This window comes from Porphyrobacter sp. ULC335, from assembly GCF_025917005.1.
Lineage (GTDB): Bacteria > Pseudomonadota > Alphaproteobacteria > Sphingomonadales > Sphingomonadaceae > Erythrobacter.
The window spans coordinates 1,490,016-1,502,311 of sequence record NZ_CP078091.1 but is presented as its reverse complement, the minus strand read 5'-3'; the positions used below and the strand labels follow the sequence as shown (position 1 = coordinate 1,502,311).

13 protein-coding genes are annotated in these 12,296 nt (G+C 67.1%); 8 read left to right on the top strand and 5 right to left on the bottom strand.

Going from position 1 to position 12,296, the window contains the following annotated elements:
• Positions 1 to 73: 73 nt before the first annotated feature.
• Together KVF90_RS07335 and KVF90_RS07330 are read right to left on the bottom strand one after the other, a co-directional pair.
• Positions 74 to 805: a response regulator gene (locus KVF90_RS07335; RefSeq protein WP_264394193.1), complete on the bottom strand. Its 732-nt coding sequence runs from the start codon at positions 803 to 805 to the stop codon at positions 74 to 76.
• A gap of 54 nt (positions 806 to 859) precedes the next feature.
• The gene (locus tag KVF90_RS07330) at positions 860 to 1,240 is read right to left on the bottom strand and encodes a tetratricopeptide repeat protein (protein ID WP_264394192.1); all 381 of its coding nucleotides are present in this window, start codon (positions 1,238 to 1,240) and stop codon (positions 860 to 862) included.
• 133 nt (positions 1,241 to 1,373) lie between these two features.
• On the opposite strand from KVF90_RS07330, the gene KVF90_RS07325 reads away from it, so the two are divergent.
• Genes KVF90_RS07325 through KVF90_RS07315 form a run of 3 tightly spaced genes read left to right on the top strand, consistent with a single transcriptional unit; the run spans position 1,374 to position 3,434 of the window.
• Complete coding sequence (locus KVF90_RS07325) at positions 1,374 to 2,483, top strand: hypothetical protein (protein WP_264394191.1); 1,110 nt, start codon at positions 1,374 to 1,376, stop codon at positions 2,481 to 2,483.
• Between the two features lie 26 nt (positions 2,484 to 2,509).
• Complete coding sequence (locus KVF90_RS07320; protein ID WP_264394190.1) at positions 2,510 to 2,992, top strand: DUF3617 domain-containing protein; 483 nt, start codon at positions 2,510 to 2,512, stop codon at positions 2,990 to 2,992.
• A gap of 25 nt (positions 2,993 to 3,017) precedes the next feature.
• Positions 3,018 to 3,434: a hypothetical protein gene (locus tag KVF90_RS07315; protein WP_264394189.1), complete on the top strand. Its 417-nt coding sequence runs from the start codon at positions 3,018 to 3,020 to the stop codon at positions 3,432 to 3,434.
• Here KVF90_RS07315 and KVF90_RS07310 read toward each other — a convergent pair.
• The 3 genes from KVF90_RS07310 to KVF90_RS07300 are packed head-to-tail and all read right to left on the bottom strand — an operon-like array spanning position 3,390 to position 7,269.
• Complete coding sequence (locus tag KVF90_RS07310; protein ID WP_264394188.1) at positions 3,390 to 4,985, bottom strand: sensor histidine kinase; 1,596 nt, start codon at positions 4,983 to 4,985, stop codon at positions 3,390 to 3,392. The genes KVF90_RS07315 and KVF90_RS07310 overlap by 45 nt on opposite strands.
• Complete coding sequence (locus KVF90_RS07305; protein WP_264394187.1) at positions 4,982 to 5,707, bottom strand: response regulator transcription factor; 726 nt, start codon at positions 5,705 to 5,707, stop codon at positions 4,982 to 4,984. Before KVF90_RS07305 ends, KVF90_RS07310 begins: the two co-directional genes overlap by 4 nt.
• Positions 5,704 to 7,269, bottom strand: coding sequence for a DUF4173 domain-containing protein (locus KVF90_RS07300; protein ID WP_264394186.1), 1,566 nt, complete (start codon positions 7,267 to 7,269; stop codon positions 5,704 to 5,706). Before KVF90_RS07300 ends, KVF90_RS07305 begins: the two co-directional genes overlap by 4 nt.
• Before the next feature lie 252 nt (positions 7,270 to 7,521).
• Between KVF90_RS07300 and KVF90_RS07295 the strand changes: the two genes are divergently transcribed.
• The 5 genes from KVF90_RS07295 to KVF90_RS07275 all read left to right on the top strand — a co-directional run bounded on the left by KVF90_RS07295 (position 7,522) and on the right by KVF90_RS07275 (position 12,186).
• A complete protein-coding gene (locus KVF90_RS07295; protein WP_264394185.1) occupies positions 7,522 to 8,250 on the top strand; it encodes a superoxide dismutase in 729 nt (242 codons plus the stop codon).
• A 168-nt stretch (positions 8,251 to 8,418) separates the two neighbouring features.
• Positions 8,419 to 9,111 (top strand): guanitoxin biosynthesis heme-dependent pre-guanitoxin N-hydroxylase GntA, encoded by a 693-nt coding sequence (gene gntA, locus KVF90_RS07290; RefSeq protein ID WP_264394184.1) that lies wholly within the window; start codon positions 8,419 to 8,421, stop codon positions 9,109 to 9,111.
• Complete coding sequence (locus KVF90_RS07285) at positions 9,108 to 9,695, top strand: urea carboxylase-associated family protein (protein ID WP_264394183.1); 588 nt, start codon at positions 9,108 to 9,110, stop codon at positions 9,693 to 9,695. The genes gntA and KVF90_RS07285 overlap by 4 nt, the downstream gene beginning before the upstream one ends.
• Before the next feature lie 41 nt (positions 9,696 to 9,736).
• Entirely contained in the window at positions 9,737 to 10,837 is a 1,101-nt protein-coding gene (locus tag KVF90_RS07280) for a L,D-transpeptidase family protein (RefSeq protein WP_264394182.1), read from the top strand.
• Between the two features lie 125 nt (positions 10,838 to 10,962).
• Positions 10,963 to 12,186 carry a threonine synthase gene (locus tag KVF90_RS07275; RefSeq protein WP_264394181.1) on the top strand — a complete coding sequence of 408 codons (1,224 nt, stop codon included), beginning with the start codon at positions 10,963 to 10,965 and terminating at the stop codon, positions 12,184 to 12,186.
• Positions 12,187 to 12,296: the final 110 nt, after the last annotated feature.

The window sequence follows — 12,296 nt, the reverse complement described above, 5'->3', positions numbered from 1 at the left end:
AATTCCATGTCGCAATCGGCCCGCGGGCCAGAACTTCATATCCCCACAGAGGAGGGGGGTGGGCCTGAAACGCCTATTCGCGGTCGATGCGGATCAGCTTGGCCTGGATCGCCTCGAACACCGCCTCGCCGCGCGATTTGACGTGCAGTTTGCGGTAGATGCCCTGCACATATTCGGCGACCGTATAGGGCGAAAGGTTCATGATCCGCGCCGCTTCCTTGCGGCTCAATCCGCGCGCCAGATACTCCAGCAGCTCGCGTTCGCGCGGGGACAGGTGCGGGGCGTCGGGCTCCGCGGTTTCGGCCACCGGCTCGTCGCGGACGAGGCTGAGCAGGTGCCCCGCCGCCCGCGCGCTGATCGGGGTCTCGCCCGCCAGCGTGGCGCGCACATGGGCGAGCACCATGTCGGCGGTGGTGTCCTTGAGGATGTAGCCATCGGCCCCGGCCTTCAATGTGCCGAGCACGCTCGCACGGTCCTCGAACACGGTGAAGACCAGCACCTTGCAGCCGGGCACCCTGGCACGGATCGCCTCGATCACGGTGATGCCGCTGCCATCGGGCAGGCCAAGATCGAGCAGCGCCAGATCGGGCATCAGGTCGACCAGCGGGAGGCCTTCGGCAAGGCTGCCCGCATCGCCGACCACCTCGATCTCGGGCGCGGCGGCGAGCGCGCTCAGCGCATAGGCGCGCAGCCGCTCGTCATCCTCGATGATGATGACGCGGGCGGTGCCCTTGGGTGCCTCCGGGGCCGGATCCTGCTCGTGTTGTTCCATTGTCTCGCTCGTCGTGCCTGCCGCTTTCAGCATGGTCCATCCCATTGCGCGCATCAACCTGCGCCAAATCCCTGCCAGAAATTCCACTCAGGTCCCGCGCATCCTGCGCCGCGTGTCGGCAATCCTGCCGTCCAGCGCGCGCGCATCGGCACCGACCCTGATCGCCGCCTCGAAATTCTCCAGCGCGGCGCGGTAATCGCGCTCGAGGCAGTGGCACACGCCGACCTGCACCAGCGCATCGGGCAGATCCGCGGGGAAGGCACGCGCGATCGCCAGCCACGCCTCGCGCGCCTTGGCGGTCTCGCCCGCCAGCACCAGCCGCAGCGCAGCACAGCGCCGCGCACGGCGATGGGCGTTGGCGGGATCATGTCCGAGCGCGCGTTCGAAAAGCTGCTCGGCCTGATCGGGCGCAGGCGCGGCTTGCACTGGCGGGGCGCGGCCGCCGAAAACGCTGTTCCAGAGCCTCATTCGTCCACCTTCCGCATGAGTTCAGCGGCGAACAAACCACAGACAGGCCCGCGCCTCACTCCCGCCAGATGGGGGGATGGCAACCCTCACCAGGGCGCGGCAGCATGGCTTTACGGATCTGACGAGGAGGGACATGATGCGAAAAGAATTGATCGTGCTGGCTGCACTTGGTGCCACAGCGCTGACCGGCGCGGCCATGGCACAGCCTGATCCCTTCAAGCGGTTCGAGCAGGCGGTGCGGCAGCCGCGCGCGCCCGCGACCACCAGCACCCCGACGCCCGAGCGCCCGACGCGCCGACCGCTCCCTGCGCCGAGCCCGGCAAAGGCACTTGCCGCAGCAGCGGGCGGCGGCACGTTTCCCGATCAGGGCGTGCACAACCCGGTCCACGCCGCGCACCAGAGCCAGATCGTCTTCACCCGCAAGGATCTCGGCATCGGCGCCATCACCGAGGCCGACATTGCAGCCGACTTCACGCTGGGCCAGCCGATGTTCTTCCGCGTGTTTACAGAGCGGTCGGCAGCCAACGCCCTCGCGCTCAAGAATAATGTATCCGCACAAGAGGTTTACGCCGACGGGGTCCATTATGTCGCCCGCTTCACGGTGGGCCGGCAAACCTTCGACACAACGATCTTCCCCTGGGGCGGGAGGAAGGACCACGAGACCTGGACCACGTGGCGCGGCCAGTTCGTCAATCCCGGCAATGCGCAGGTGACGCCAGGGACGGATGCGTTTCTGGAAATGCTGTCGCGCGCGACGGCGGCCGGACTGCTGACCCCGGGCCGGCACAGCGTGATGATGGAGGTCATTCCGTTCACCAACACCGAAAATCACGGGAAGCTGACCGCAGGCCCGGTCGCCGCTGGCAACTTCAACCTCACCGTTCCGGCGGGGATCTTCAAGGCGAACAATCCCGCCGTGTGCGGCCCCGGGCGCGGCGGTGCGGGGACGGCTGCGACAGAGGCACGCGCGCTCGACCAGATCAGGCGCTACTGGGACTGGGAGGAGCTGACGCCCGTCAAGGCAGTCGCAGTCGGCACCACCTGGAAAATCGAGGTCAACGAGTTGACCAGCGTGCCGATCGAGCGCTCCACCGATGTCGCAATCCTCTCGCGCGGGGCGAAATACTGCGCCAGCCACCGCCATACCCTGACCGAGAAATATGCCGGCGGTGGCACCTATGCCCCCGGCGGCATCTCGGTGAATTTCACCCCCGGCTACATCCCCTGCGCTTGCCTCGACTGAGGCCCGAAACTCGAAAGGAAATCCCTATGAAACACGTCCTGGCCACGCTTCCTTTGATCGCAGTGCTCGCCGCCTGCGGGCAAGCCGACGGGGAGCTTAACCCCGGCAATTGGAAAAGCACGATGGCGATGACCAAGTTCGACATTCCCGGCGCATCGCCCGAAGTGGCCGACCGCGCCAAGGCGATGCTCGGTCAGGCACAGACCATCGAGGCCTGTATGGACCCGGTGCAGGCCAAGCTCGGCGTGCGCGAGGTGTCGAGCTCCATGCAGCAGGGCGACTGCAAGATGGAGGAGTTCAAGCAAGGCGGCGGCACGATGTCGGGCATCATGGTCTGTTCGGGCAGCGGCAGCTTCGGCGCGCCGAAGATGGAGATGAACGGCACCTACACCGCCGAGAAGATCACCATGACTCTCGCGGGCCTGGTGACCGACGACAAGCTGCCCGGCGGCAAGGCCAGTATGGAAATGACCATCACCAGCGAACGCACCGGCGATTGCAAGGGGTAGGCATCACACGGTAGACACCACGGCGATGCACCGATCTTCCCTTCTTGCCTGCATGGCGATGGCTCTGGCCTTGCCGGTGCGCGCCGAGGCGCCAGCCGCACGCCCTGTCATGGTCGGCGGCTATGGCGATCTCGACGCCTGCCCCAGCATGGGCGCGATCATTCCCTTGCGCAAAGGGGGTGATGGTTATGTCGCGGTGCGCGCCGCGCCCAGCCGCAAGGCGCGCGAGCTTGACCGGCTGAAACCCGGGCGCGCGCTGATGCTGTGCCGCGAAAGCGCGGACGGGCAATGGATCGGCGTCATCTATCCCGAACCCTTCGGCGGCGCGGGGCCGGAGGATTGCGGCGTCTCCAGCGCAGCCGACGGCCCGCCGCGGCCTTATGAAGGGGTATGTCTGTCAGGCTGGGTCGCGCGCCGCTATGTCATGGTGACGGCCGGCTAACGGCAGTTCGAGAGCGAAGCGCGCGCCCTCTCCTGCGTCCTCAAGCCGCAGGCTTCCGCCTGCCGCTTCGACCAGCGACAGCACGATCGGCAGGCCCAGCCCGCTTCCCCCGGTGGCGCGGCGGGTGGTGAAGAAAGGTTCGAACACCCGCGCGCGGTCGGCTTCGGCGATGCCGGGGCCGTTATCCGCCACCGCGACCCGCATAATCCCCGCCCCTATCTGTGCCGAGAACGCGATGCGGCTTGCCCCCGCCTGCCGGCTGTTGTCGATCAGCGCCCCGGCAATCGCATCAAGCGAGGCTTCGGGAAGCGCCAGCGGCGGCAGGTCGGCGGGCAGATTGACCGCAACTTCGAACCCCGCCCCGCAGGCATCGGCGCGCCGCCGCAGCACGTCTGCCAGGTCGGCGCGCTCACTGGGGTCATTGCCCCCCAGATCGGCGCGCGCCAGTTCCAGCAGGCGCGCGGTCAGCATCGTCAGCCGCGCCGCATCGGCATCGGCATTGGCGAGAAAGCGGCGGCGCTCGTCGGGTGCCATGGTCTCGCCGTGGTCGGCCAGAATCTCCAGCGTCCCGCGAATGCCCGACAGCGGGGTCTTGAACTCGTGGCTCACCGCATGGGCGAAATCGCGCAGATAACGCGAACGGCGCTCGATCGCCTCGGCCATGCGCGCGAAGTCGGCGTAGAGGTCCTGAATCTCGCTGGCAGCGGTGCGCGGCGGTTCGGGAAAGTCCTGCCGCCCCGATGCCAGAGCCCGGCTCGCCCGCGCCAGCGCCTCGATGGGGCGCACGATCCCGCGCGACAGCACCCCGCTCATCACGATCAGCAGGCCAAAGATCGCCACGATCCCCAGCGCGATCTTGCCGCGGTCGGCATAGAGCCCCTTGAACAGCGCGCGGGCCGAGCGGGACAGCAGCAGCACGCCCACCACCTCGCCATCCACCACGATGGGTCGCGCATGATGTACCCGCAAAGCCGCTGCACGGCTGAGCCATTCGAGGTCATAGGTCGCGCGGTAATCGCCATTGCGGCGCAGCACGGTCTGCGGCTCCCCCGCCAGTGCGGCGCGGACTTCGGGCAGGCTGGCGAGGCTTTGTCCGTTCTTTAACGAAGCAATCAGCCCCTGCCTGTCGAGCAGGATGATCGAGGACAGCGTCACCTGACGTGTGCTGGCGGCAATCGGCGCAAGCCGAAGCGTCGCCGCCACAGCTTGCGGATCGGGCAGTGCGTTGACGGCGATTGGTTCGGGCCGCTCGGCAAGGATCGGCGTGCTGCTGAGATCGATAGTCGGCACCTCTGGCCGCAGATCGCGCGGATCGGGCATCGCTGGCGGCCCTGCGTCCGGCCACTGTGCCGCCGCTGCCGCCGCCAGCGCCGCGCCTTGTGCGACGAGTTCCGCCTCGGTCTGGCGGACCAGCGTGTTCTCGTAGACCCGCAGGAACATCGCCGCGATCCCCGGCAGAGCGGCAACGGTGAACAGCGTGGCGAAGACGATGCTGCGCAGCCGCAGGCGCGGCCAGCGCGCTTTCAGCCATTCCTTCGCCGCTGCGATCATGCGCGGGTGCAGGGGCCGAGCGCGTAGCCGATCCCGGCGCGGGTCTCGATCAGCGTGTCGCCTGCGCCAAGGCTGGCGAATTTGGCGCGGATGTTGCGGATGTGGCTGTCGATGGTGCGGTCGGTCACGGCAAAGCCAGGGCCGTGCAGCCGGTCGATGATCGCATCGCGGGTGAACACCTTGCCCGGCCGCGCGGCGAGGGTTTTGAGCATGGTGAACTCGGTGACGGTCAGCGCCACCTCCGCGCCGTCCCAGCTGGCCCGCCAGCTATCGCTGTCAAGGCTCAGGCAGCCGTGAGTGATGATCGCGGCCTCCCCCGCCGCCACAGGCGCAGGCGAGCCACCGGCAGCGCGGCGCAGGATCGCCTGCGTGCGGGCGACCACCTCGCGCGGGGAGAAGGGCTTCACGACATAGTCGTCGCCCCCCAGCTCGATCCCCAGCACCCGGTCGATCTCGTCATCGCGTGATGACAGGAACAGGATCGGCACGGCGCTGGTGGCGCGCACCCGGCGGCACACCTCCAGCCCGTCCATGCGCGGCATATTGATATCGAGGATCACCAGATCGGGCGCGTCAGCGGCGATGCGCGCCACCGCTTCCTCCCCGTCACCCGCCTCGATCGCCGCCAGCCCCGCCTTGCCCAGCGCGAAGACGAGCAGCTGGCGGATGTGCGGATCATCATCGACGACAAGGATGGTGCGGGCCATGACTTGCAAGATCACGGGTTTTCGTCCGGCGTCAATGCGGCATCGTCGGTTTCGGGATAGGCGATGGGCGGCGCGGGCGGCGGGGCAATATCCCCGCCGCAGCCGCGTCCATACGGAGCCTTGGCGGGTTTGCGGGTATCGCCCGCCAGCATCGCTTCGGCCTGCGCGAGGCGGATTGCGCCGCGCAAAGTCCATTCCTGCCAATCGGCCTGACGCTGGACGAGCTGGTCGTAGGCCTGCTGGCTGAGGAACACCGCCTGATCCTGAAGCTCCGCGCCCACCGGCGCATCGCGCAGTTCGATCAGCGGGATCAGCGCGGCACTGTCCAGCCGCTCAAGGTAACACATGTCGAGCCGCGAGGGATCGCGCAGGTGGTCGACATTCCAGCGCGCCGCGGTTGCGCCCAGATCGACCATGCTCGCTGCCGTCAGCACGATCCCCGCCGCCAGCGCATTGGCATTGATCAGCCAGCCCGCGCTGCGATTGCCGAGGAAGCGCCAGCACACCAGCACCAGCCCGGTGGCAACCAGCACCATCCAAGCCAGCGCGGAAATCCGCAGCTCGGTGAGCGAATAGGCCTCGATATAGTCGACAAGGCGCAGCATGCTGGATGCGACCAGCAGCAGGTTCTGCCCGATCCACACCAGCAACAGCCGGCGCAGCAGCGGGTTCTGCGCAGAGGGCGCGCCGGGACGCAATGCGACCAGCACGAACAGCCCGGCAAGCAGTGCGGTCGCGATCAGGGTGTAGGCCCCGCGGTGGGCGTAATCGGCCATGGTGATGTCACCCGGCAGAGGCGCGCCGCTCCACAGGAAGGTGATATCGAGCACATTCTCCAGCGCGAAGACCGCGTTGAACACGCCCAGAGTGATGACCATCATCGTCACCGGCGGTTCGGGAAGGCGCGGTGCAATGCTCCATCGCCCACCGGCAAAGCGGATGGCGCGCGGGCGCAAGGTCGGCCAGGTGAAGCCGAGGATGGCGATCAGCAGCATCACGTGACCGGTCAGCGTGGAAAGATCGGGCAGGCTTACTCCATCGAGCGCCTGACCCAGCACCGGGTTGGCGCTGGCGAACAGCGCAAGGAACACCGCTCCGCCGCCCAATGGCAGGACGAGGTTCATCAAGATCGCGCTGGCGGTGGAAACCCCGCTGCGGCCCGGCAGGCTCGCCGCGCGCCACAGATCACCCGGAGGGCCGAAGGGCGCCCGGATGCCGAGCATGGCCAGCCGCAGCGACCAAAGCCCGGCATTATCGAACACATGGCGCACCAGCAGTGCGGCGCTGCCGATGGCGATCAGGAACAGCATCGCCACCAATGGCCCCGGCTCGAGGATCAGAACCAGCGCATAAAGCGCGGCGCAGGCAATCGCCGCCCAGCCTGCGCGGGTGCGGCGGACGGCGGGGCGGGTGAGCACCATCACCAGCAGCCACGCCAGCGCGAAGGCACCGATGATCGAACCGCCCTCAAAGCCGTAAAGCAGCAGATCGCCGAGCGTCAGCAGCACTGCGGCGGCAGCGAGCTTGATGACGAAGCTGAAGCGGGATCGGGAATGTAGTGTCAGAGCACGCGACATAGGGTTTCTCCGGTTGTTGCCGTCTCCCTCGCAACCCCGCGTGCGCAAGCGATGGGGGCACCAATCCTGATGCCGCGTGCTTTTGGTGCAGATCCTGTGCAGACGACGGCGCGAGCCACTCGCCTTGTCACCGGGGCGGCTTGTCGAATTTGCGCGCTGCTGCCGCTTGGGCCTGTAAAGCGTGAAAGCTCTGTTCCATTCCGCGCGCCATATTGCGCCGCGCCGTCCCGCCTTTGCCTTAGGAGAATTCCGATGAAGCGTGCCTTCGCCCTGCCCCTCGCGCTTGCCGCCTGCGCTGCTATCGCCGTACCGCTCGCCAACACGGCGCTTGCCCAGACGGCGGCAACGACTCCGGCCCCTGCCGCCTTCACCCTCGCCCCGCTGCCCTATGCGCCCGAAGCGCTCGAACCGGTGATCGATGCCGAAACGATGCGCATCCACCACGGCAAGCACCATCAGGCCTATGTCGACAACTTGAACAAGGCGGTCGCTGCCGATCCGGCGCTGGCCGGAATGGGGCTTGAGGAACTTGTCGCGCGCGCGGGCACGCTGCCTGCTGCAATCCGCAACAATGCGGGCGGACACTGGAACCACACCTTCTTCTGGGAAACGATGGCGCCAGTTGCCCAGGTGGGCGCGATGTCGCCGGCGCTGGAGGCCGCGATCACCGCGCAGTTCGGCTCGGTCGACAAGTTCAAGGCCGCGTTCAAGGCGGCTGGCACCGCCCGCTTCGGATCAGGCTGGGTGTGGCTGATCGTCGGCGCGGACGGCAAGCTGGCGATCACCTCGACCCCCAATCAGGACAATCCGCTGATGGATGTTGCCGAGGTCAAGGGCACCCCCGTGCTCGGCAATGACGTGTGGGAACACGCCTATTACCTCAAGCACCAGAACCGCCGCGCGGATTACCTCGACGGGTGGTGGCAGGTGGTCGATTGGGGCAAGGTTTCGGCCCGTTATGCCGCCGCGACGGGCGGTTAGACGCGCAAACACCCACCCCCTGCCTAACCCAGGCTAGGCTGGTATTTGAAGTTTTCATCCCCGGATCTCCCATAGGGTCGGGGGATGAGTACCATTGACGAGAATATCGCTTCCGCCGGACACGCGCGGAAATCTTTAGCAACTTGCCCGCTTGCCGGCGCCCCATCCGTGCCTGCTGGCCGCGCCCTGCCACAGCCTGTGCAAGAGCGTCTGCAAGCAGGCCTGCTTGACCTGATCGAGGAGCAGGATTTCCCCTGTGTGGGGGCGAAGGCAGCGCTCGCGCAGGATGGACTGCGGATCGAAACCGCAGCCACGATCACCAGCCCGGCTGACGATCTTCGCCTGCATGACATGATCGCTCAGTGGAGCGCTATGCATCGCCGCGAAGTCACTTTCCGCAGTCTCGCGGTGGTGTTTGCCGCGCCGCTCGATCTTGATGAGGCGGGCTTCGAGGCGGCCTTGTGGGAGCGGCTGTCCGCGCTCACGGCGATCGACCGCGCGCAAGGCTTCGACCCGGCGGAAGGATTCAGCACAGATCCGCGCAATCCCGATTTCGCCCTCAGCTTCGGCGGGCGCGCCTATTTCGCCGTGGGGCTCCACCCGCAAGCCTCGCGCCGTGCGCGGCAGGCGCCCATGCCGACCATCGTGTTCAACCTTCACGACCAGTTCGCGCAGCTTCGGACCTCGCAGCGTTACGAGCGGATGCGCGAGGTGATCCTGACCCGCGATGCCGAGTTCGATGGCACCCCCAATCCGATGATCGCCCGCCACGGCGATCAGAGCGAGGCGCGCCAGTATAGCGGTCGCGCAGTCGGGAGCGACTGGGTGTGCCCTTTCGCACCGTCCGAGGGCCAGCCATGACCCAACGGATCGCGCCGCGCAGCGGCGTCGCCGTGAAATTGCCGCGCGGCGCTTTGCTGACCGTGATCGACCCTGAAGGGGGGCAGGTCAGCGATATGCTCGCCATTTCGGCAGACGATCCGGCGGAGGTCCTCTCCAACGGGCGAACCTTCGATTACGAGGAAACGCTGCGTCTGACACGCGGGGCGCGGCTGTGGTCCAACCGTTCGCGGGTGATGCTGACCATCATCGAAGACACCGCACCGCATCATGATTTCCTGCTGACGCCGTGTTCCTATGACACCTTCCGGCACTTCTATCCCGACAAGCCCCTTCACCGGGGGTGCTTCGGCAATCTGGCCGAGGCGCTGGCGCCTCACGGGCTGGAGCCGGACCATATCCCGGCAGCGTTCAATATCTTCATGAACGTGCCGATCGCGCCCGATGACACGCTGGCGGTGCTGCCGCCCGGAACGAAGCCGGGTGACCTGATCCGGTTCCGGGCAGAGATGGATCTGGTGGTCGGCCTGACCGCCTGTTCGGCCTATGCCTCCAACGGGGGTACCTTCAAGCCGATCGACTTCGCGGTCGAGCTGCCGTTCTGACCGCGCGCTTGCTCCGACCATATCCCGCACAAGGATTTTCCATGCACCTGAAGTTTATGTCCGCCGCGCTCCCGCTGTGTCTGTTGGCGCTGGGTGGCTGCGATGCCGGCACGTCACCCGGCTCGGAACCCGCACCGCGCGCGGCGGCGGAAGGTGACGGCGGGGCCGATGCCATGGCGTCGCGCGATCCTGCTCCCGGTCAGAAGGCGACGAACGGCAGCCCCGAAGATAAGGCGCGCCCGCTGATGCAGGCGCAGGTCGTGATGGAGCGGCTGGGCTTCGGCCCCGGCATCATCGACGGCAAGGCGGGCCTGTCCTTCACCAACGCGCTCGAGGGGTTTCAGGAATCGCGCGACCTGCCCGTGACCGGAGAGCTTGACCCGGCAACCCGTGAGGCGCTGGCGCAATGGGACAATATTCCGGCGACCCGCATGGTGACGATCCCGGCGTCCTGGGGCGAAACGCCGTTCACCGCCCTGCCCAAAGGCATGGCCGAGCAGGCGAAGATGACCCGGCTCGGCTACGAAGGCATGGCCGAGAAGCTGGCCGAGCGCTTCCATACCTCGCCGGGAGTGCTGGCGGAGCTCAACCCCGGCGTGGCGCGCTACACACCGGGACAGCAGCTTCGCGTCCCCAATGTCGGGGCCGACGCGATTGATGCCACGCAGGTCGAGAACAAGGACTGGCTCGCCACGCTGCACTCGCTCGGCGTCGGCACGGACCAGCCCGATGTGGCGCGGATCGTGGTCGACGAGTCCGAAGGCTGGCTGAAGGCCTATGACGATGACGACAAGCTGGTGGCGATGTTCACCGTCACCACCGGATCGCAGTATGACCCGCTGCCGATTGGCGACTGGAAGGTGAAAGGCGTCGCATATAACCCGCCCTTCGCCTTCGATCCCGAACTGTTCTGGGACGTGCCTGACAGCGCGGAAAAACAACGCCTGCCGCCGGGGCCGAATGGCCCGGTCGGCGTGGTATGGATCGACCTGACCAAGGACCATTACGGCATCCACGGTACCCCCGTGCCCGAGACCATCGGCCGCACCGAGAGCCACGGCTGCGTCAGGCTGACCAACTGGGATGCCGCGCGGCTCGCCGAAATGGTCAGCGGCAGCACCAAGGTGGAGTTCCGCAAGTAGCGCGCCGCACCGCCGACTGAATTGCCAAAGGCGAAGTCAGGCTTTAGCCCCCGGGCACAGCCAGCCTGACCCCCCGCTCCGGCGGCGGGGGCAAGGCTCCGGATTCAGGAAGCAGACACGCCAGCATGACCAGCCCCCGCGAATATTTCGTCACCCATCTCGAATGCGGCCTGACCGGCACCCGCTATGAAGCAGGCCGGGTGCAAGGCCTGTCGGAGGCCGGTCGCCCGCTGCTGGTGCGTTATGATCTGGAGGCACTGCGCGGCGCGGTGTCGCGCGAGACCTTCGCATCGCGCCCGGCGTCCCTGTGGAAGTGGCGCGAATTGCTGCCGCTCGCGGATTTTTCCAACCGCCTTGAGCTGGGCGAGGAGGCGACCCCGATCCTGCCGCTCACCCGCACCGCGGCGCGGCTGGGTGCGCGCTCGGTACTGGTCAAGGACGAAGGCCGCCTGCCCACCGGCTCGTTCAAGGCGCGAGGGTTAGTGATGGCGCTGTCGATGGCGAAGGAACTCGGCATTACCAAGATCGCCATGCCGACCAACGGCAACGCGGGCGCGGCAGCAGCGGCCTATGCCGCGGCGGCGGGGATCGAGGCGGTCATCTTCGCGCCCGAGGAAACGCCCGAGATCAACATCCGCGAAATCGCCGCCTATGGCGCGCGGGTTTACCGGGTCAACGGCCAGATCGACGACTGCGGCAAACTGGTCGCTGCGGGCAAGGAGACGCAGGGCTGGTTCGATCTGTCGACGCTCAAGGAACCCTACCGGATCGAGGGCAAGAAGACGATGGGGCTGGAGCTGGTCGAACAGTTCGGCTGGCGGGTGCCCGACGTGATCTTCTACCCCACCGGCGGCGGGACGGGCCTGATCGGCATGTGGAAGGCCTTTGCCGAGCTTGAAGCCATCGGCCTGATCGGTCCGGAACGCCCGCGCATGGTGGCGGTGCAGGCCGAAGGCTGCGCGCCGATGGTCCGCGCCTTCGAAAACGGCGAACGCCACGCAGTGCGCTGGGACGATCCGGCGACGGTCGCCGCCGGGATCCGCGTGCCGCAGGCTGTCGGCGATTTCCTGATCCTTGATGCGGTGCGCGAAAGCGGCGGCTTTGCGATTGCCGTCCCCGATTCCGCAATCGAAGAGGCCGTGTCCGCGGTCGCCCGCGATGACGGCACCCTGCTCTGCCCCGAAGGCGGCGCAACGCTGGCGGCCTATGAAAAGGCTTTGCGCACAGGGCTGGTCAGCACCGACGAGGAGGTGCTGCTGTTCAACTGTGCGACGGGCCTCAAATACCCGCTCGCCGACCAGTCGCGCCGTCTCGACCGCCATCAGCCGATTGACTGGGCGTCGCTCTGAAAGGCGAAACGGCAGGTTCCGCCACCAAGACTGTGCGACCCCGGCGGCGAAGCTCAACCGCCCTCCATACGATATGCGATTGAACATACAAATACGTCCGCTCGTCGAAT